This window comes from Natrarchaeobius halalkaliphilus (assembly GCF_003841485.1).
In the GTDB taxonomy this organism is placed as follows: domain Archaea; phylum Halobacteriota; class Halobacteria; order Halobacteriales; family Natrialbaceae; genus Natrarchaeobius; species Natrarchaeobius halalkaliphilus.
This window is the reverse complement of the sequence record NZ_REFY01000001.1, coordinates 530,101-551,079: the sequence shown is the minus strand read 5'-3', so window position 1 is coordinate 551,079 and position 20,979 is coordinate 530,101. Positions and strand designations below refer to the sequence as shown.

The 20,979-nt window shown below is 61.2% G+C and carries 18 protein-coding genes; 11 read left to right on the top strand and 7 right to left on the bottom strand.

The genetic code is table 11. The features are described 5' to 3' along the window. Positions 1 to 183 precede the first annotated feature (183 nt). Together EA462_RS02655 and EA462_RS02650 are read left to right on the top strand one after the other, a co-directional pair. Positions 184 to 378 (top strand): cold-shock protein, encoded by a 195-nt coding sequence (locus tag EA462_RS02655; protein ID WP_006087767.1) that lies wholly within the window; start codon positions 184 to 186, stop codon positions 376 to 378. A 213-nt stretch (positions 379 to 591) separates the two neighbouring features. After that, positions 592 to 867, top strand: a complete 276-nt coding sequence (locus EA462_RS02650; RefSeq protein WP_124177011.1) for a PadR family transcriptional regulator — start codon at positions 592 to 594, stop codon at positions 865 to 867. Positions 868 to 884: 17 nt separating this feature from the next. On the opposite strand, the gene EA462_RS02645 is transcribed toward EA462_RS02650, so the two are convergent. From EA462_RS02645 to EA462_RS02635, 3 genes are read right to left on the bottom strand one after another with little or no spacing between them, the layout of a single operon-like run. Next, positions 885 to 2,033, bottom strand: coding sequence for a TrkA C-terminal domain-containing protein (locus EA462_RS02645; protein ID WP_124177010.1), 1,149 nt, complete (start codon positions 2,031 to 2,033; stop codon positions 885 to 887). Beyond that, positions 2,030 to 3,283 carry a hypothetical protein gene (locus tag EA462_RS02640; protein ID WP_124177009.1) on the bottom strand — a complete coding sequence of 418 codons (1,254 nt, stop codon included), beginning with the start codon at positions 3,281 to 3,283 and terminating at the stop codon, positions 2,030 to 2,032. The genes EA462_RS02645 and EA462_RS02640 overlap by 4 nt, the downstream gene beginning before the upstream one ends. Before the next feature lie 19 nt (positions 3,284 to 3,302). Next, positions 3,303 to 3,800, bottom strand: a complete 498-nt coding sequence (locus EA462_RS02635; protein WP_124177008.1) for a DUF7382 domain-containing protein — start codon at positions 3,798 to 3,800, stop codon at positions 3,303 to 3,305. A gap of 76 nt (positions 3,801 to 3,876) precedes the next feature. Between EA462_RS02635 and EA462_RS02630 the strand changes: the two genes are divergently transcribed. From EA462_RS02630 to EA462_RS02590, 9 genes are all read left to right on the top strand, one after another. After that, positions 3,877 to 4,950 carry an ATP-binding protein gene (locus EA462_RS02630; protein WP_124177188.1) on the top strand — a complete coding sequence of 358 codons (1,074 nt, stop codon included), beginning with the start codon at positions 3,877 to 3,879 and terminating at the stop codon, positions 4,948 to 4,950. Between the two features lie 79 nt (positions 4,951 to 5,029). Beyond that, complete coding sequence (locus EA462_RS02625) at positions 5,030 to 5,713, top strand: DUF7310 family coiled-coil domain-containing protein (protein WP_124177007.1); 684 nt, start codon at positions 5,030 to 5,032, stop codon at positions 5,711 to 5,713. Continuing rightward, the gene (locus EA462_RS02620) at positions 5,710 to 6,174 is read left to right on the top strand and encodes a DUF7311 family protein (protein ID WP_124177006.1); all 465 of its coding nucleotides are present in this window, start codon (positions 5,710 to 5,712) and stop codon (positions 6,172 to 6,174) included. The genes EA462_RS02625 and EA462_RS02620 overlap by 4 nt, the downstream gene beginning before the upstream one ends. Positions 6,175 to 6,260: 86 nt before the next feature. Further along, complete coding sequence (locus EA462_RS02615) at positions 6,261 to 8,192, top strand: ATPase, T2SS/T4P/T4SS family (protein ID WP_124177005.1); 1,932 nt, start codon at positions 6,261 to 6,263, stop codon at positions 8,190 to 8,192. Positions 8,193 to 8,199: 7 nt separating this feature from the next. Continuing rightward, a complete protein-coding gene (locus tag EA462_RS02610) occupies positions 8,200 to 9,906 on the top strand; it encodes a secretion system protein (protein WP_124177004.1) in 1,707 nt (568 codons plus the stop codon). Positions 9,907 to 9,966: 60 nt separating this feature from the next. After that, on the top strand, positions 9,967 to 10,905 hold the full coding sequence (locus tag EA462_RS02605; RefSeq protein WP_124177003.1) for a DUF7283 family protein: 939 nt from the start codon (positions 9,967 to 9,969) through the stop codon (positions 10,903 to 10,905). Beyond that, positions 10,880 to 11,371 carry a DUF7285 family protein gene (locus tag EA462_RS02600; protein WP_124177002.1) on the top strand — a complete coding sequence of 164 codons (492 nt, stop codon included), beginning with the start codon at positions 10,880 to 10,882 and terminating at the stop codon, positions 11,369 to 11,371. The genes EA462_RS02605 and EA462_RS02600 overlap by 26 nt, the downstream gene beginning before the upstream one ends. After that, positions 11,368 to 12,426 (top strand): DUF7284 family protein, encoded by a 1,059-nt coding sequence (locus tag EA462_RS02595; protein ID WP_124177001.1) that lies wholly within the window; start codon positions 11,368 to 11,370, stop codon positions 12,424 to 12,426. Before EA462_RS02600 ends, EA462_RS02595 begins: the two co-directional genes overlap by 4 nt. Next, positions 12,423 to 15,965, top strand: coding sequence for a DUF7286 family protein (locus EA462_RS02590; protein WP_124177000.1), 3,543 nt, complete (start codon positions 12,423 to 12,425; stop codon positions 15,963 to 15,965). Before EA462_RS02595 ends, EA462_RS02590 begins: the two co-directional genes overlap by 4 nt. Positions 15,966 to 15,994: 29 nt before the next feature. Here EA462_RS02590 and EA462_RS02585 read toward each other — a convergent pair whose 3' ends face one another. From EA462_RS02585 to EA462_RS02570, 4 genes are all read right to left on the bottom strand, one after another. After that, complete coding sequence (locus EA462_RS02585) at positions 15,995 to 17,194, bottom strand: outer membrane protein assembly factor BamB family protein (RefSeq protein WP_124176999.1); 1,200 nt, start codon at positions 17,192 to 17,194, stop codon at positions 15,995 to 15,997. Between the two features lie 236 nt (positions 17,195 to 17,430). Then, on the bottom strand, positions 17,431 to 18,624 hold the full coding sequence (locus EA462_RS02580; protein ID WP_124176998.1) for a CaiB/BaiF CoA transferase family protein: 1,194 nt from the start codon (positions 18,622 to 18,624) through the stop codon (positions 17,431 to 17,433). Between the two features lie 115 nt (positions 18,625 to 18,739). Next, positions 18,740 to 19,189 (bottom strand): hypothetical protein, encoded by a 450-nt coding sequence (locus EA462_RS02575; protein ID WP_124176997.1) that lies wholly within the window; start codon positions 19,187 to 19,189, stop codon positions 18,740 to 18,742. Positions 19,190 to 19,258: 69 nt separating this feature from the next. Continuing rightward, positions 19,259 to 20,845 (bottom strand): uracil-xanthine permease family protein, encoded by a 1,587-nt coding sequence (locus tag EA462_RS02570; RefSeq protein WP_124176996.1) that lies wholly within the window; start codon positions 20,843 to 20,845, stop codon positions 19,259 to 19,261. Positions 20,846 to 20,979: the final 134 nt, after the last annotated feature.

Sequence of the window (20,979 nt, the reverse complement as noted above, 5' to 3'; positions counted from 1 at the left end):
GGCTTCCAGGGCGTTCCTCGACGTATTCCTCCACTTCAGGACTCCACTCTGAAAGGTGCCTCTTCCGTCTCATTATGCCCCCCATTACCGAATGTTCGTCGGTTTATCGACGAACTATCGGTGATTCGATGGAAAATTGATAACACAACTGTTATACGTGTGACGGGGATGTGTTTAGTTGCAATGGCGAAAGGAAACGTTGATTTCTTCAACGACACAGGCGGTTACGGTTTCATTTCGACGGACGACGCGGACGACGACGTATTCTTCCACATGGAAGACGTTGGCGGTCCGGACCTCGAAGAAGGCACAGACATCGAATTCGACATCGAACAGGCCCCCAAGGGCCCCCGCGCCACCAACGTCACCCGCCTGTAACACGGCACCTCACGTTCGGTAGCGGTCTACAAATTCGAATACCATTTTTCAGACAATCACGCGAGTAGTAGCGACGCAACCTCGTGTCCCGACTCACGTGTCGACGATCTGTGAGTCTCAGCCCGTAGTAGCTTCCCTAAAACACTCGAGGGCCGTCTGATACGCGATAGATAACAAATAGTCGATCCGGTGATGTGCTTTCCTGTGTGAAAAATGGACGATCTGACCGGATTCCAGCGTGATCTCCTGTACGTTATCGCAGGAGCCGATCAACCGTCGGGACAGGACGTAAAAGGGGAAATCGAGACGTACTACAGTACGGATATCAACCACGGACGGCTCTATCCGAACCTCGATACGCTCGTCAACAAAGCCTTCGTCGAGAAGGGTGAACTCGACCGACGAACGAACTACTATGCCATCAGCGAACGTGGCCGACAGGCGATCGAAGAACGGCGAGAGTGGGAAAAACAGTACGTCGATACCTGAACGGTCCTGGCGGTGGATTACGACGCGCTCTTTTCGGTTTCCTCGAGAAGACGCAGTTCGGACGGCGTTCCGAGCACGTACAGCTCGTCACTCGCCTCGAGTGTGACTCTGTCTCTGGGGAACGGGATCACCTCACCGTCTCTGTGGAGTACAAGCACGGTTCCCGGAAGCCAGCCGACGAACTCTGTCTCGAGCGGTCCGTTCACCGTCACACTGACGGAGACGATCGTCTCGTCTGTCGCCCGAAGCACCGAGGCGAGTTCGTAGACCTGGCTCGACGCTGTCGGACGGATTACGAGTCGGTATCGAGTCTCTACATCGAGCTCGCCGGCCACGTCCTCCTCGAGTGAAACCGTCACACTCTCGTCCGTCGTCGCTCGGAGCGTTCCGGTCCCACGGAGACTGGTCGATCCCTTCTCGGTAGACCACAGCTCGATCGGATCGCCCGCGCTCGCACGTCCCGGCGGATCGGCCCGAACACAAACTGCAACTGATCCCGGCGGAACGGTCGATCCGATCCCCGCCGGCCGGCGTCCGACGAGAACGTGTTCGACCGTCCCGTTCGTTTCGAGTGTCACTCGGGCGTAGTCGACGTCGTACTCGCGTTCGATATGGCGCTCGAGACGCGACTCCAGCACCGTGTCCGAAAGGTCGTGAGGAAACAGGACGGTTTCGCCGGCGATCGACTGTTTGACTGCCTCGTCGACGGGCGGATAGCCTGCCAGATCCCCGACTGTTCCGGGGAGGTCGACGGCGATCGAAAGGCGGGCCGACCGGGCGAACGTGAGGCGTTCGTTCGAACCGACCACGCACCGGATCTCGAAGACGTCACGGGCCAGGGCGTCTCCGATCCGCCGTCCGCCGTCGGCACCGACCGCGCCGACGACGAACGCGCCGAGGAAGTACGTCGCGGTGGCGTGGTGAAACAGCGGCGTTTCGTCGATAACCGTGGTCTGCTGGAGGCCAACGCCGTTGAGCCAGACGCCAACGACGCCGATCCCGATGAGTATTCCGACACCGAGAGGTGCCGGACGAGTGCTGTACCGTCGATAGCCGAACGCGATGGTGGCGCCCGCGACGCTCGCGAGCAACCCGAACCCGAAGACGTTGAGAAGGGCGGTCACGGTCCACTCGGTAACGACCACCTGAGTCGCGGTCGCGATCACCGATTTCCCTCCGGTTCCGCCGGTGGTATCGTCGATTCTATCTCTCGATCGCTGATACTCGAGGCCGAGGAGGCTGTCGATTCGTTCCCCTCGCGGATCCGGTCTACCGTGAGCGATTCAGCAACGACGAACACGTCGTCGTCCGTAGCGAGATCAGCGATGGCCGGCTCGACGACCCACTGACGCGGACGTTCCGTATCGACCTCTCTCGATTCACTCGAGTCGGCAACGATCGGCCACACATCGGCGCGTTCGTGGTCGTCCTCCAAAATCGCGGTAAGTTCGCCTCCCGTGACCCGTCCGATCGAGCAGTCGGCTCGCTCGAGGAGGGCGAGCGCCTCGACCGTCTCGCTCGCTCGCTGTGGACGCACACCGAGACGACAGCGATCGGTACGAAGCACCGACTCGGCGTCTGCGATCGGAACGGCGACGGTAACGCACTTCTCCCCACCGATCGTTCCGTCGTTTACTCGGCCGATCCTGTCTCCGTCGTTCGTCTCGAGGAGGCTGCCCGTTACCGCTCCATCGCGTGTATACACGACGATCTCTTCACCAGGAACCGCTCCCGACGGAACCAGTGCCGGAACTGAGACGGCACGCCATCCGTCCGGAACCCGACTGGCGACCTCGGATGCGGGCGGTGCGGCCGCGATCGTCGCTCGACCGGTGCCGTCGATCGACACTGAAACCGCCGCCAGGTTCTCCGTGGTTCGAAGCCGCTGTTCGAGTCTCCGTTCGAGTTCCGGCAGCGACAGATCTGCGGGAACCCGCCACGATCCCTGCTCGAGAACGTGTCGCACCCTGGGTGAGAGCGGCGGATACCCCTCGATATCACGGACGTCACCCGTCGACTGGATCGTAACCTGCCCGCTGGCGTCGACGCTTTCGAGCGACTCGGGCGAGAGACTTCTATTTCGAACCAGCGGAAACGACGATCCGATCGGAAGCTCGGATGCGATGCGCGCTCCCAGGCTGTTCGCGTACATCGCGAGGAGGGCAACGATGGCGGTCGCCACGAGGAGTCGCGGCGTCTGCGTTCGAACGTCGATAATCTGGGGGCCGACCACCCCGATTGCGTATCCGTTTCCGACTGCGAGCGAAAGCGCGATTGCGACGCTTTCCGGCCGAGAGAGCCCTCGACCCAGGTACGCACCCGCCGCTCCGAGAGTACCGACGGCGATTGCAGGGCCGATGGCGACCACGAGTCCGAACGCGACGCCGACGATGATTTCGGTGGTGACCTCGATCATGCTCGGATCCCGTCCCGGATCAGCTGTTGACGAGTACGATCTCGGGGTTCGATTGCTCGTCGACGTAGTTGCTGTCGTTCGGCGGGACGATTTCGACCTCGAGCGTTCCGGTGTTTTGATCCTGTCTGAGACCGGCATGGTCCGGGATCGTGATCTCGCCGCCTCCATCGACGTAGACCGGATCGTCGAGCTGTGCCGAACCGGCGGTGACGATCACCGTCGAACCGTCGACGTCGTTCCCCTCGTCGTCGACGATCGAAAACGAGAGCGTACTCGCGAGTTGACTTTCCTCGAGGACGTGATCGTCTTCCCACTCGATGGTGACTTCGGTCTCACCGAACTCACCGACGCCGCCGAGCATGTTCAACATGATCGAGAGCGCGGCGACGCCGACGACCAGCGCGATTACGAGTCTGATCGGTAGCCCTTCGATCGCCCGATCGTCCGACTCGAGCGAACGGTGTCGATACGTCGTTCGTTCGGACGGCCGTTCGGTCCGTTGGTCTTGTGAATCCATACCCGCTTTGGTCCCGTTTTCGTACTTAAACGTTCGAGCGGAACTTTAAGTGAGAACACGAAGCGAACGTGAGGACGTGACGTTCGTACTCGGACGCGACGGTGATCTCGAGGCAGGGTTGAGCGGGCACCTCGGCTACTACCGGGCACTCGATGGAAGCAGGGGCGCGATGCTTCACGTCGATCTCGATGGGCCTCACGCGGTGTTGATCGTCGGTAAGCGCGGCTACGGAAAGTCGTTCACGCTCGGCGTCGTCGCGGAGGAGCTGTCGCGTGCGCCCGGCGTTTCTCCGGTCGTTATCGATCCGATGGGCGTGTTCGCAACCCTTGCCGAGTCGGCCGGGGAGACGACCGTTTCGGCCTCCGTCCTCGAATCGCCCGCAGTCACGCCGACGTCTCTCGATCCACGGTCGTGGTGTGAGCTTCTCGGTCTTTCCCCGGAGAGTGGTGCTGGTGGACTGGTCTGGCGAGCCGCACAGGAGGCGGCGACGATCGAGGGAATGTGCACACACGTCGACGCGAGCGACGCGCCAGGAACCGATAGACGGGCGGCGATCAATCACCTCGAACTCGCTCGCTCGTGGGGGGTCTTCGACGACGCGGGTGTCTCGGCCGACGATCTCGCCGGCGGTGATGTCACGATCGTCGACGTTTCCGGTCTCGATTCGGCACCGATGAACGCCGTCTGTCGCGCTATCGCTGAGGATCTATACCGAGCACGCGTAACTGGTCGAGTTCAACGACTACCGTGGCTCTTGCTCGACGAGGCACACACGTTTTTTACCGGTGTCGCAGATCCCGCGCTCCGCCGGATCCTCACCCGCGGTCGAGCGCCGGGTGTCAGTCTCGTTCTGGCAACCCAGCGACCGAGTGCGGTTCCGTCCGTCGCGATCTCTCAGACGGATCTCTTGCTCTCACACCGGCTGACGTCTCGAGCGGACCTCGAGGCGCTCGAACGTGCTCAGCCGACGTATCTGAGATCTTCGCTGGACGAACGTATGCCGACCGCGCCAGGTGAGGTACTCGTCGTCGACGATGCCACCGAAACCGTCCACGCGGGGCGAATCCGAAACCGAGAGACACCACACGGCGGTGACAGTCCGTCCGCAAGCGCCGTCTCGATCACCGATGAGCGAGCCGATCGTCACTGACAGTTTGGCCCGGGTCGACTGGCGTGCCCTCGAGAACACCGGACGTGAGTTTAAATACCAACGCGAAGCCAGTGACCGTGTGACCGATACCGACCGGATCGAACAGCGACTCTCTGCGCTCGAGCGGACGGTCATCGACGGCGACTTCGAGGCGGACGAACTGGCCGATCGTGCCACGATTATCGACGACCTCGAGCGTCTCGAGTCGCGACTCGATTCCCACGAAGGGCGTCTCGCGGACGTCGAAGGGCGGATGGACGCAGTTGCCGGATTCGTCGGCCGTATCGACGCCGTCAACGACGATGTCGAACGGGAGGCAACGACGGCGCTCGCGGTCGTCGATCGGCTCGAGACGCGACTCGACGCTCTCGAGAATCGACTCGAGGATGGTACCGTGGCTCGAAACCCGGAGGCTAGCGTCGGGTCAGAGGCCGAGGACGGTCCGGATCCCAAGCGATCGTCCGCTCTCGACGAACAGTCTGGGAAACGCAGGTTCCGGGAACGCGGTACGAAAGCACCCGAGGACGTCATCGACGAACTCCAGGCCGAACTCGATACTCGCGAAACTGGTGGCTGCCTCACGGAGACCGATCCCGACATCCGCGAGCGGACGACTGACGCTGCCGACCAGCACCTCGTCGATCGACGGTTTTCGTCGACCGAAAATCCGACCGCAGACGACGGGTCGAACACGTCCGCACAGTCGACTGCCACCTCCGGCTCGGGCGGGCTGCTCGGATCCCTACTCGCTCCGTTTCGATGATACGCTACGTTCTCGCGGTCTTGCTTACGGTCGCACTGGTCGCGCTTTCGGTGCCCGCGATCGAACACGGTGCGACCGTCCAGAGCGACCGTCAGGTCGATGGCGACGTCGGTGCAATCGAACGAGCCGCCGTCTCGCTCATCGAGCACGAGGAGCTACCACCGGACGGACAGCCACCGCCGCAACGATTCGTCACCGTTTCCCTGCCCGACGATTCGATGACGACCACACCGGTGGCACGCTTCGAAATCGAACGGACGAGCGACCACACGAGTGTCGTCACGGTGTCGCTCGAGGACTCGAGTCCGCGGACGATCGGCATCGATGCACCGATCGTCTACGCGACGGCGGCGGAAAATCGCTCGCTCGAACTGACCGGAACCGGAAACGAGGTGTCGCTCCTGTTCTACCTCGACACCGATCCTGCGGGAGAGCGTGTCGTCGTCGCGACTCGCTCCTGAGCGACCGATGATCGGATCCGTATTTATCGCTGATAGACCGATGACCCGTGTCCGAGTTTATATACGATCGGGAAGCTACGATCGCCATGTCCACGGACCACGGCGTCTCGCTGCGCTCGCTCGTCGACGCGCTCCGTCTCGAGGACGTGTTCGCCGTCGATCGCTTCCGTTCGGCGTCGACGGATCCCTGTTCCTGTCGCGCCACGTTCGAGGACGACGTCCTGATTCTCGAGGCGAGCGACTGCGATGCCGACGGCGACCTTTCGGTGTCGGAGGCGTGTCGTCGGACGGCTATCCGTCGGCTGGCGACACGGGATGCCTGCGGTCTCCGCGTTCGAACGAACGGCCTCGAGTATCGGTATGGTGATCGAGCGATCGGGTTACTGTCGGCTGCCGGTCGGTTCGTCGAACTACTCGACGGTCGTGACGACCGACTCGCGGATACCGTCGAACGCGATCCGCTGGCGGTCGCCGCCGAACTTCGGAACCGCGTCGGACCGATCGCTGACGTGGGTCTGGAATCCGGACTTACCGACCGGGGCCGTCAGATCGACGGGTACGACACCGCTTTGCGACCCACCATCGGTCTCGAGATCACCGATTCCCATCTCGAGAAGTCGATCCCCGACGGAGCGACACTTCTCGACGTCACCGAACTCGAGACGGGAAGTGTGGCTCGCATCTACGAGCGTCCAACGAGCGTTCCGTTGTACGCACTCGATGCCGTCGACCTCTCGCTTGGACCGGACGAACGCGGCCTCCTTCTCGAGGGATACGAGGCGATCGCGGACGGCGTCGTCGAAGGAGATCGGGCCGCATCGAGGGCGATCGAACACGTCAGCGACGGCGCGATCGATCCGCGTCTGACAGCGATCCTCACGAAACATACCGGTGGATACGGCGTTCTCGAGGATCTGTTCGCGGATCCACGGATCACCGACGTCTACGCGACCTCGCCGGTTTCTCACAATCCGATCCGAGTCGTCGTCGACGGACGATCGGCTGCGACGAACGTCCACCTGACACCGACGGGTGCCGAAGCACTGGCCTCTCGCGTTCGGCGGACGAGCGGACGGGCCTTCTCTCGAGCCGCGCCGACGGTGGACGCGACCGCAGCCCTCGAGATCGGAACGGGGATCCGGATCGCGGGTGTGACCGACCCCGTTGCGGACGGGATCGCGTTCGCGTTTCGGGAGCGAGCCGACGAGACGTTTACGCTCCCCGCCCTCGTCGCGAACGGGACGATGTCCGCAGCGGCCGCTGCGTTCCTCTCGGTCGCCGTCGAGCGAAACGCGGCCGGTCTCATCGCCGGAACCCGGGGATCGGGGAAAACCACGTTACTTGGAACGTTGCTGTACGAACTGTCGCCGGGAACTCGAACGGTTGTCATCGAGGATACGCCGGAGTTACCGGTCGAGTCGCTCCAGTCGGTCGACCGAGACGTCCAGGCCCTTCGAACGGGAACCGGAGACGGACCGGAAATATCCCCGGCGGACTCGCTCAAGACGGCCCTTCGACTCGGGGACGGTGCACTCGTCGTCGGAGAGATTCGCGGCGAGGAAGCGCGCGTCCTCTACGAGGCGATGCGCGTCGGTGCGAACGCCAACGCCGTTCTTGGGACGATCCACGGCGACGGTGCGGACGACGTCTACGAACGCGTCGTCTCGGATCTCGCGGTCGAACCCTCCTCCTTTGCGGCGACCGACTTCGTCGCCACCGTTCAGTCGTATCGAACACCGACGGGACGGACCAGACGGCTCTCCCGGATCGAGGAGGTGCTTTCCGGTGACGAAATCCGGTTCGAACCTCTGTTCGACCTCGACGGAACGCGAGCCGAGTCGACCGGGCGAATCGATCGGGGTGAGAGCCCTCTCGTCGATCGACTGACCGAACCTACCGAGACGTACGCCGACGTTCGACGAGTTCTCTCCGGGCGGACGGAGCGACTCGAGACGCTGGTGGAGGACGGGCGGACGAGCCCACAGGAAGTCGCCGCGGCGTACGCTCTCCGACCGTGAGTACCACATGAATCTCTCATCGCGGCTCGCTCGAGCGCTCGCATCGCTGTATCCATGGAGCGTCGAACCGAGCGAGGAGCTCGACGATTCGGTGGCGTTCATAGGCGCTGCCGTCGATTCCGAGACGGTGATTCGAGCGGGGTACGGTGGCGGTGTCGTCGCTGCCGCTCTGTTGATGCCGTTGTTCCTCACGCCTCTTTCTCGGTTCGTCGTGTTCGCGCTCGTAGCACTGGTCTCGCTCAGTGTCGTTCACGGCATTCACTCGCTTCCCCAGCTCCTCGCCGCGCTCGAACGAACCGAGGCGCTCGGTGACACGCCGAACCTCATCGGCAGAGCGGTCCTTCGGATGCAGATTCAGCCGTCACTCGAGAGTGCGGTTCGGTTCGCCGCCGAGACCGGTCGCGGTCCGCTCGCGATGAGTCTCGCTGCACACGTCGACCGGTCGATGGGAACGCCACGATCCGGTCTCCTGACGTTCGCTGACGAGTGGTCCGACGAGTTCCCGGCGCTACGGCGGTCGGCCCACCTCCTCGCGACGGCACAGGATGCACCGACCGTCGAGCGCGGTCGAACGCTCGATCGCTCGCTCGCTGCGATCCTCGATGGTACCCGAAACCGAATGGCGGAGTTTACATCAGCGATTCGCGGCCCGTCGACCGCACTCTTTGCGTTCGGCGTCATGCTTCCGCTCGCTCTCGTTGCACTCGTTCCTGCGGTCCCGATGGCGGGATTTTCGGTCGACATCTGGCTGTTCGTCGCCGTTTACAACCTCGTGTTGCCCGTCGTCCTCGTCGCAGCGAGCTTTCGGTTGCTCGTTCGTCGACCGGTCGCGTTTCCACCGCCGACCGTGGGCCGAGATCACCCGGGCCTTCCGGATCGTCTGTGGACGCGCGGTCTGTGGGGTGTCGGAGCCGGTATCGTTACGTACGCGTTGGTCGCTACGTTCGGTCTCGCGTCTCTGGCTCCTCTCGCAGCCGCCGGCGTCGGACTCGGCTGCGGACTTCTCGCCGTCTATCGTCCGATCCTCGAGATCCGCCACTCCGTTCGAGCCGTCGAAACTCACCTCACAGACGCCCTCTACCTCGTCGGTCGACAGGTTTCAGAGGGCGAATCCGTCGAGTCAGCTATCGAACTCGCGGCCGACCGCGTCCCCGGCGAGACCGGCGCGGCCTTTACTGACGCAGCAGGCCTCCAGCGACGGCTGTCCCTGAGTGTCGAGCAAGCCTTTCTCGGGGAGTACGGAGCGCTCAGTGACGTTCCCAGCGCTCGAGCGCGCGGGACAGCGGCGCTGTTGGCGATCGCCGCAAACGAAGGGCGGCCGGCGGGTCGAGCGATCGTCGGGATGGCCGATCACATAGAGGAACTCGAGGAGGTCGAAGCTGCGACGAAGCGGGAACTCGCTTCGGTGACGGACACGCTCGACAGTACAGCTGCGTACTTCGGCCCGCTCGTCGCCGGATCGACCGTCGGGCTGGCGGGGATGATGACCGGCGACCTACTCGCGATCACCGACACGACGGCGTTGCCACACGACGAACTCGGCATCGTCATCGGGATCTACATCGTGACGTTGTGTTTCATCTTGACGCCGCTGTCGATCGCGCTTCGACACGGACTCGATCGAGCGCTCTGTGGCTACCACGTCGGCCGAGCGCTCCTCTCGAGTATGACGCTCTACGTGCTCACGATCGCTCTCGTCGGAACGATTAGTTGATCGCTCGAGCGAAATAGTGACCGGTCACTGTTTAAATACGATCACGAGGCAACCGACGGCATGGATCTGGAAGCGCCCGCCGACGCCTGGTACGTCTGGATCGGCGTCTCCGCGGCAAGCATCGTCATCGCCGGCGTCGTCCTCGGACTCCCGACCGGCCCGCCGCCCGACGCCAACGCGGCGGCGAACGCGATCGACAGGGTCGCTGGGAGTCCCTACAGTGCCAGCGTCGTCCACCAGTACGAGGCGGACGAAATTCGCCTCCAGGAGGGGAAAACCGTTGTCCTCCGCAACGATCACGGCGACGCTCACTCGAGTATCGCGTTCGGAAGCGTCGTGTTGGTTACCGACGACGAACGCCTCGAGAACGTCACCGGCGGAACTCCCTTTCACGACGAGTTCGAGTCGGAGCTGGACCGAACCGACGTCGATGGAACTGCCGAGTTCCTAGCGCGGATCGCCGACTCTCGCGCGGACACCGACGGCGAGTGGCATCCCGCTGGCGAGCGCCTGATCGTTCGCAACGTTCGTGTCCCTCCCGACGAGGCAACGCCACAGCCGCGAATCACCGCCGAAGTGACGGACGTACTCGGTGACTGGGAGGACCACGAACCGCCGAGTGCACATCACGCGACAGCCGTCCGCTTCGATTACGACGGGGACGGTGGCGACGACGCGGTTCTCTCCGCCCGTGGCGTTTCACACGGTGGCCCGGGTGAAGTCGAGTACGACGCGACGACCACGTTCCAGCACCGAGCCGATTCGGACGTCCTCGAGTTCGCTGGAGCCGATGCACTCCGGTTGCCGATCGACGTCGACGTGACCATCGACGACGACCGGACCTGTTCAGCCGAGGATATCACCGCGTACCGCGATCCGGTGACCCTCTGTGACGGTCGCGAAATACGGGATCCTGACGAATTCGCAGCCGAAACGCCACAGATCGAAATCGACCCTGAAACGGGGGAGTACCATGTTACACTCGTCGTTGCACAGTAAGTCGTCGGTCCGCAGTAGGGCTCAGACCGAACCCATCGCCGCGCTCGTCGCGATCGCACTCGTCTGTTCCGGCATCGTCCTCTACGCCGGAGTCCTTGCCGACATCTACCCCGGCGGTACTGATCGTGATCCTGCGGACGCCACCCTCGAACAAGTCTGGAACAGCGTCGGGACCGACGGCGTCTACCGGGAAACCCGTGATCGGAGCGAGCTTCATCAGGGTGTTCGACTCCCGGAGGGATACACCGCCTTCATCACGGTTACGACGGTGACGGACGACGGTCGGTCGCTCACGGTCGATAGCGTCTTCGTCGACCGATCGATCGGCGTCCAGTACGACGCCTCGGAGATCGATCGTCCGGACGACACCGCGAGTGCGAGCCGGTCGATCGGCGTCCACGTAGAGCCTGCGCCGGCGGGCGATGTTCGTGGCGGTACGCTTCACGTGGAGGTTTGGAAGGGATGACGGACTCGAGACTGACGAGGGAGATGACGGTCAGCGCTCCCGATCGATGTCGTCTCCAGCGATCGAACGACCGCGGGATCAGTACCGTCGTCGACGTCTCGCTCTGTTTGCTCTTGATCACCGCCTCGATCGCGGTACTCGCCGTGTTTCTCGCCGACGAGCGCGCTGTTCACGACCCCACGATCGCAGACGAGACCGCACAGACGATCGCGACCTCGACGACGACGATCGAATACTCGGTTCGGTCGGTCGAACGTCGAGACGATACCGGCGTCTTCGATGACGCTGCCTACGACGACGGTCGCTACGACCGTGTCGAACACGGTTCACTGGCTCAGTTGCTCGCCGCCGCAGCGCTCTCGAACGTCAGTCTCGACGGGGAGCCCCTCTCACACGCCGGTCTCGAGTTTCGAGACGCCGTCGATGCCAACGTCAGAAGCGAACTCGCGGGTGCGAACGACGACGTTCACCTCCTCGCGCGCTGGGAACCATACCCCTCCGCGTCGATCCGTGGCGAGTCCACGGCCGGCGACCGGCCACCCGCGAGCGCGGATGTCAGTACCGTCACCTTCTCCGTTTCGAGTGGCTTTCCATCCGTTTCCGACGACGATCTCGAGGGCACGTACGACGCCGAAAACGGAAGCTTCGAGCGAACGGCAGAACCGATCGCAGACGCTATTCTCGACGGATACTTCCCGCACGAATCGACGACGGTCGCGCTTCAGGGCTCCGACCTCGAGCGCGATCTGACTCGCTATGAGTATCTGCGATTTGAGTCGATCCTCGATCTCGACCGCGATCTCGAACACAACGAACTCAACAGAACGGCCGTCGACATCGCTGGTGCAAACGAGAAACTGGCAGCGAACCTCACGGAAACGATCGCAGCGGATCTCGAGGAGACGTTCGAACCCGAAATTGCCGAGATCGAATCCGAACTCGAGGCGGAGTATCCCGCCGACGAGGAACCCGTCACGAGCGCCGTCGACGATCTGGTGCGTTCGAGCGTCGCGACGGACGAAGTACTCATCACCGTTCGGGTGTGGGACGAATGACGAACCGAACCGAACCACGACCGTCGACGGTATCGGTTTCGCTCGACGACCGAGCGCGTATCCCCTTCGCCATCATCGGCGTTCTCTTGCTCGTGACGAGCGTTACGTTCGTCGCCCTTCTCGACTCGAGGGTTCCGCCGGAACCGACGGTCGATACGTCGCTCGCGATGGACCGAACCGCCGCGACGACGCAAACGATCGTCCAAGGCGCGGTCGCTGACGCCACCGAGAGCGCGACACAAGAACCGCTGATGGTACCCGATGGGAGACACCCGTGGGGGGCTGCAATCGCGGACGTCGACGATCGCCGCGACTCCGGCTGGATCGACGAACTACCGAACGAGTACGATGACGAGAGCTACGACGTCGACCCGGACCGCGCGTTCGAACGCTACGTGAAACTGCGGATCTACGCCGCGGTCGAAACCGACCTCGATCAGCTCGACGGCGAGTTCCGTGGCCGGACGACGACGAACGTCACCGTGGCCCCGCTCGAAGAGACCACCGCGTCGGCCACCGACGCGATCGATCGTGTCGAACTTCGTCCGGGAATCGACCCGGAAAACGACCTCGAACCGGGACAACTCGAAGTAACCATCCAGAACGTCCGGATGTCGATCGAACGGGACGGCCGCGAGGTCGTCCACCGGATCGACGACGTGACGGTCACGGTCGGAACGAACGTCTTCGTTCTTCATCAGGCGACTCGCGAGTACGAACAGCAGTTGAACATGGACGTCGTCGAGGGCGGATTGGACGATCCCACCAGTCTCGAGGGATTCGGCCAGCACTATGCGGCACGGATCTATCCGCTCGGTTGGGCGCGTGGAACCGCCCAGTGGGGCGGTGCCCCCGTCTCGGAAGTGATCGCGAACCGCCACTCCGAAGTACTCGCAAACGACGCCGTTTTCACGCTCCAGGAATCCGTCTTTGGCGCGAGTGACCCACACAGCGATACCGTGATGCGAAACGCGTGGGGGTGTCTCGCCGCACAGGACGCCGAAGAGCTCTACGAGGGACAGACTGGCGACGAACCACCGGTCGCAGACGCCGAAGCGTTCTGTTCGGGTCTCGAGTATCTTTATGGGGACCAGAACGCCAATCTGGACGAACCGGTCGACACGATGGACGTGATGGAAGCGGCCGGCACGGCCGCAGGCGCGGAGGCCGGAATGGGTGCCGAGCGGACGATATCCGTCGACGAGTTCGCCAACCTCGCCTACGCACAGACGCTCGCGGAGCTGGATATTCACGACGCGATCGACGACGTCCACAGCGTCGACACCGAAGCCTCCCTCGAGCGCGTCGTCGATCGAACGCGCTATCCGAGAAGCGGCCGTCCCTCCGGACTCACCGACTCGAGCAACTGGACGAGAACGGCAAACGATCTGGATACGACGACAACCGTCGACGTGTCGGTCGATGACGGTGATCCCGATACGGCCGACCGGGAGACGACCTACCACACGGCTACCGTTACGGTTTCTAAGGAACACGAACGAGATCTTCGATGGAGCTATCGCGGCCCGGAAAACGTCAGCTCCCCGGTGACGAGAACTCGCCGGTCCGCGTCGGAGTACGAAACCGAGATTCAGGTGACCGCATGGCACCCCGACAGAGACGCGATCGACTACAGGGGGATCGACGGAGGATACGACGACTCGACTGCCGACGAATGGCCACACAGCTTGCCCGATGGCTTTTTCGACGCTGACGGCGACGGCTGGGGCGATCAGTTAGCCGAGAACGTCACACTCGAGAATTACGCGGCGTTTCCGGACGAGAGCGCACGGCATCTCCTCGGGATCGATCCCGGCGGCGATATCGAAGCACAACTCGAGGACCAGATCACCGCCCCCGGGGAGATCGAGAGCGAAGGCGATCTCCGGGACCAACTCGTAGTCGCTGATGGCGACCGCACAACGCTCGAGGCGAGCGCTCCCAACGAACTGATCGCGACCGCTATCGCGCTCGATCTCTACTACGTCCGTACGCAACTACAGGCGGACGCAGACGAGATCACCTTCGATGACGGAGAACTCCTCACCGGCGATCCGTTCGGTGAGCTGAACGACGAGGTCGACGACCAGCTCGTCTATCACCGTGTACCCGATCGGTATCCGACCGCAGCCGACAAGGCCCGAATCGAGGCCCGCCAGACCTACGTCGAGAACGTCAAGGCCCAGATCGAGACGACCAGCGATGCGACCCAGTTCGTCCAGAACGAACTCCGAGAGCGCATCGACCTCGAACTCGATCTCACCGAAACCGCCGACGACGTCCTCGAGGGACTGACTGACTTCTCTCGCGAAGTCGCCGGCGGTGGCGTCGACTATCAGCACGCGGAGATCGACTCACCGTACAGCGACGAACTCGAGTTGACGCCGGTCGGCTCCCCGACGTACCTCTCGCTCGAGGCGGTCGACGCAGAACAGGTTCCTGCAACTGCTGATGGCAATCACACGCCGATGGTCGCGCGGAACAACAACTGGTTCGCGATTCCGTACAACGAGGTCGACGCCGGTCTTTTCGGGGAGATTCTCAACTGGGTGACCGACGCTGATGATGAGGTGCTGACGCTACGTATGGCCGGAGAACTTCTCGAGGCCGCGAGGTTAGCTGATCTGTTGCTCGAGGAGGAAGACGAAAAAATCGTTGATGACGATCAAGTCTATGAAGATCTCGAAGACGCTGTCCGACAATCGATCGACGGAATCGATGATAAGACCGTTGAGAACTTAAACGACCTTGAGTATGATCTTGAACTCGATGATGATCGAGTTGCAACACTCGTCAACGAAGGGATCGACGGTATCGGAGACGGAACGCCGGGCCAGCAGGCCGCGATGCTGGGGAGCGGGGATGGCGTCGAGTACGTCGAACGGCACGTACGCGAAGAGATCGATCCCGATAATCACGGCGAACACTCGTACGCGAGCGACGAGGTGTTCAAACAGCACGCCGGCGCGAGCGTCAACTATGCGCTAACTGAAGCTGTGAATCAGACCGTTGTTGATGGGTTTGACCCAAACTATGTAAATTATCTGAACGAGAGCGTTCGAGGCGAACTCGAGGACCGAGCAGAGGAGGTCGTCTCTCACCGACTGAACGAAACGATCGACGAGACCGATCTCGAGCACGATTGGTTACGGAACAACGAGAGCGGGATCCTCAACGAAGACGGCGAGTTCAACCTTTCTCCGAATCGAATTCCTGCTGGGCTTCCGATCGTTCCTTTGCCGGGTGGATGGGTCGCCACGACGAACGTCTGGGACGTCGAGGTCAAAGGTGAGTACGCTCGATTCGAACTCGCGTCGAACGCGGGCGATCCGTCGACGATTCAGGGTGAGAATTACGTCCGTGAGAATGGTGATGTTTTCCTCGAGGGTAACCATCTCGGTTCGACGAGACCCATCTCGTTCGAGTCTCGGACGATCGTGATCGTGGTCGTTCCACCGAAAGGGCTCGGCGTCGGTGATCGGACCGGTGATTGGGCAGAAGAGTCGGAGGGATGGCCCGAGGCAGGACCTGATATATAAAAACCATAAATAATTCAGTAAACACTAAATCATAATTCTTCTAATGCGTACAGGTGATTGTTGCGTGAAGGTATGTAGAGAGCATCATCAGTGACAACAGGACTTCCGGTAATTGTTTCATTGTTTTCAGTGGTGAAGGACCACTCTTCTTCTCCAGTACTGATATCAACAGCATATACTGTATCACCACCAGTCATGTAGACCGTTTCCGCAGTTACTGTTGGTTTCTCAGCCAAGATTGTACCACAATCATATTTCCATTCCTTTTCACTCGTCTCAGCATCAATAGCATATAAGTAATTATTCCAACTTCCGAAGTAAACTACACCATCAGCCACGGAGGGGCCAGATGGTGTTCGCTCATTTAGTTCGTATGTCCATTTTTGTTCTTTGTTCTTGACATCAATAGCGTACACCTTAGAATCTGATCCGGAAATATAGGCAACATTCTCAGCAATCGCGGGTGGTCGATCGGACATTCGTTCACTATTTGGGTTTTTAAATTCCCATGTTAATTCGAATGACTCAAGATCATAGAATCTGGCCGAATCGTTTCCTCCTATATATAACACATCATCATCGATTGCAGGCGCTTCTGGTGCACCGCCGAGATCATCGAGAACAACTGTTGTCTCCCCAGAACTTCCCACAGTGCTCACTAATCTCCCTGGGTCAAGTGCATACACTGTCCTATCAACTGGAATTGGATTTTTCGTCGTTCTATCGAACTCCTCTTTCCATCGTATTTCTCCATTATTTACCGCAAACGCATATATATCATTTGATGAGGTGGAAAGATATACTGTCTCATTAACGACTGTTGGTGAAGAAGAAATGAGACCGAGGTTTTCTTGTTCCCATTCTATTTCGCCTGTTGCAGCATCGACCGCATACAGCGTTTCATCCCAGCAACCGGCGTAGACTGTACCGTCCGCGACAACAGGGCTGGCGTTGAACTGTTCCCCACCCTCGAGCGTCCATCGAACAGTGACGTCGTCAGTTGGGCCATCTGCGTCGGGTTGATAGCCGGTGTTCTGGAGGTCAGCGCCAAACATGGGCCAGTCTCCGGCGGAGCGTGGATCGCCGGTATCCGTCCCGTCGTCGTGATCTGTGGGCTTCCTGTCTTGCTCGTCTTCGTCCGCACAGCCGGAAAGTATTGTTGCTCCAGTTACTGTTCCACCGCACAGGCTGAGCCACTTTCGTCGAGTTTTCCGCTGGCCTTCTACCATCTTATATTGTACTATATATGGTGGAATAAATAAGATTGCCGATAGCAATATAGCTGTTTTTCCAGATATTTCTAACGGCTTACATCGAAAATCCACTATGAATGTTATACTGGTAGGATCTTTTCCCTGATGGTGCTGTTCTCCGCGGTAGCGACTGTCCGGTGTGCCGTTGAAATAGAACGTCTCTGCCTCACGGAGCCACAGCAGGCGGCGAGTAGCCAAAAGCCGCTCACCGGTCACTCCGACATCGCTTCGAGCGCCTCGAGTTCGTCCTCGTCGTACCCGAGCGCTTCGAAGACGCTCCGGGTGTGTTCACCGAGTCTCGGCGGCGGTGACTCGAAGCCGCTCTCTGCTCGGTCGTAGTTCAGCGGATGTTCGATAACCGGAATCGTTCCCCGGTCGGGGTCCTCGATCGTCGTCACCGCGTCTCGAGCCTCGGTCTGTTCGTTGTACAGCGCGTCTTCGACATCAGCGACCGGACCCGCCGGAATCCCGGCCTCGTCGACGAGCGTGGTCATCCATTCGTCGGTGGTCCGGTCGCGGAACGTCGACTCGAGTTCGGCCTCGAGTTCGTCCATGTGTTCGACGCGGTCGCCGTTGGTCTCGAAACGGTCGTCGTCCGCGAGTTCGGGTCGATCGATCGCCTCACAGAGGCCGCGCCAGAGCTTCTGGTTGAGACAGGCGACGTTGAGGTACCCGTCAGCGGTTTCGAACGTCTGATACGGTGCCAGAACGGGATCTTTCGTCCCCATTCTCGAGGGGGATTCGCCGGCGAAGACTTTGCCCGCCTGTTTCGTCAGCCACGGGAGCGCGGCGTCGAGCATACCGAGATCGATGTACTCGCCTTCGCCGGTCAGTTCGCGTCGGTACAGCGCGTTCGAGATGCCGAATGCGGCCCACATTCCGGTAATGAGGTCGGTCGTCGGGAGTCCGACCTTCACGGGGCGGCCGTCGTCCTCGCCGGTGATGCTCATGATTCCGCTCATTCCCTGGATCATGAGGTCGTAGCCCGGCCGCTCGCGCCAGGGACCGGTCTGGCCGAACGCAGAAATCGCACAGTAGACGATATCGTCGTTGTACGACCGGATCGTCTCCTCGTCGACTTCGAGACGCGCTGCGGTACCGGGACGGTAGTTCTGCAAGAAGACGTCGGCTTCGCCCGCGAGGTCGTACAGCGCTTTGCGGCCGGTTTCGCTTTTTAGATCGAGTTCGACGCTTTTCTTGCCGTAGTTGACCGTCCAGAAGTACGGCGATTCGCCGTCGATAAACGGGGGTCCCGAGTGACGGTTGTCGTCACCCATACCGGGCCGTTCGACTTTGACGACGTCGGCACCCTGGTTTGCGAGCATCAACGAACAGAAACCGCCGGTGACGAACGTCGTCAGATCGACCACGTTTACTCCCTCGAGAATTCGGCCGTCGTGACTCATACGATATCGCAGTGATTGGTGCGTCGGGAGAAAAACCTTCGTGTCCGGCGGCTCTCACAGGGGAGCGAACTACCGGACGAACTCGCCAACATATCCGTTCAAACGTCTTCGACAGTCACTGCGATTCGGCCGTCTCTCGTCCGCGTTCGGCTCTGGCGGCTTCGATCGCCGGCTCGAGTTCGTCGTAGAGGGTGTCGACGTTTTCCGGGAAGACCTCGACCGGCTTTGGCTGACTGTGGGTGTGGATTCGGACCCGGTCGCGGTGGCGGTAGGAGCGGTAAATACTCCAGAGACCAAACGCGGCGAATGTCCCGCCGAGTAGCGCGTTTTCGGGGATCGAGTAGAGACCGAACAGGACGAGTGCACCGCTGAGAAGCGAGAGAAACCAGTTGAACGATTCGGTCGCGACCTCGCTGACGTTCGTGTACGGAACGCTCGTCAGTTCGTCGTCGTCTCGGACGAGAACTCGAGCGTCGGTGACGGCGATTTCGCCGCCTTTGCGAAGCCCGCCACGGTAGTAGAGCCGTTCACCCCGGTCGAGCTCGAGTCCGCGTCTGCTCGGCATTGGTGGCACTGCGTGCGGCGGTTCCTTGAACGTTTCCCCGCGAACGCGACGAACGCGAAGCGGTGTCGATCAGTCGGCCCGATCGACCGCCGTTGGTTCGTCGGATCCCATCCGTTCGAAGACAGTCTGGAACTCCGATTCGTCCTCGGAGAGTTCTTCCCACTGTGCGAGGCCGCGTTCTTCGCGCGTGCCGCTGACGGTGTTGTCGAGGATGAACGCGATCAGTCCACCGACGGCCATCGTCGTCGAGCCGATGACGAAGATCGTATCGGAGACGACCTGCTGGCCGAGTACGGGCCCGATAACTGCTGCTCCTTCCGCCACCGCCTGGAAGTCCCCTGGACTTCCGAAGTTGGCGAAGTAGTTCGGCAACGCGAGCCCGAGGAACAGCGCGATACCGATGATGAAGACGTTCCGCGAGGCGTCGAGGTCGACGAACTTCAGGTTCGACAGACCGACGGCGGCGATCTGGCCGAACATGGCGATGTACAGCGCGCCGACGATCGGACTCGGGATCGAGACGATGAGCGCGCCGAACGGACCGAGGAACCCGACGATGAGCATCACGATGGCACCGATCTGGACGACGTATCGCGACGCGACGCCGGTGATGCCGATCGCACCGATGTTTTCACCGTAGGAGGTCGAGCCGTTTCCGGTTCCCATGACGCCGGCGAAGATGTTTCCGAGACCTTCCATCCCGATTCCATGGTTGATTCGTTTCTCACTCGGCCCGCCGAGCCCGGAGATGCGAGCAACGGCGTAGTAGTCACCGATGCTTTCGACCATCGAGGCGACGACGCCGGCGAAAATCCCGATCGCGAACGCGAGCGTGAACTCGGGGATACCCCACTGGAACGGCATGATCGGTTGTACGAGCGGTGCTTCGGCAACCAGCGAGGTGTCGATATATCCGAGGCTGCTTCCGTCCTCGGCGACGTGTGACTGTTGCGTGTAGATTCCCAACGCAGTGAGTATCCCGGCGACGATCCAGGCGGTTGCGATCCCGAGGAGAACCGGGAACAGCTTCGCATACCGGCTGTACTGATCGAGGTACTGCGAGAACAGGATGATCAACAGCAACGTCAGCCCGAGCAGCCACCAGTTCTGTCCGACTTGCGTGACCTCACCGACGTCGACCAGCGAGAGACCGATCAGGACGATCACCGGCGCGATCACGACCGGCGAGAGGTAGTATTTGAGTTTGCCCAACAGGCCGGAGTAGCCGAGGACGACCTGGATCAGTGCGGCCGCGATGATCGCTCCCTGTAACTCGAGGATCGTCGTCTCCCAGGGACCGCCGTGTGCGAGGATGATCGCGATCGCCGGTGCAAGCAGCGCGAACGTTCCGCCCTGGACGATCGGATAGCGGTTTCCGATCGTCGTCTGTGCCAGGGTTGCAACACCCGACACGACGAAGAACGTCCCGACGAGTCGTGCGGTCTCCGCGGCGGGCATCTCCATGAGACCGGCGAGAATCAGCGGGATCGCGACTGTCGCGCCGATCATCGTGAGGTAGTGCTGTATGCCGAGGAACACCGACTCACCGAGCGGTGGTTTGTCTTCGATACCGTACTCGACGAACGACGCCTCCTCCCGGGAGACGTCACCGCCGTCCGTCCTGAGCTCGTCCGTGGGTTCGTTTGTATCAGTCATGTGTCCGCCTCCAACCGTGTCGGGTGTTCACACCCACACAGGTCTACGAACAAAACCTAAGCGAGAACATATAAAGATACCGCCACTGTACGGCTAATTCGACTGTGATCTTGGCTGACTATACGGTGTCCGGG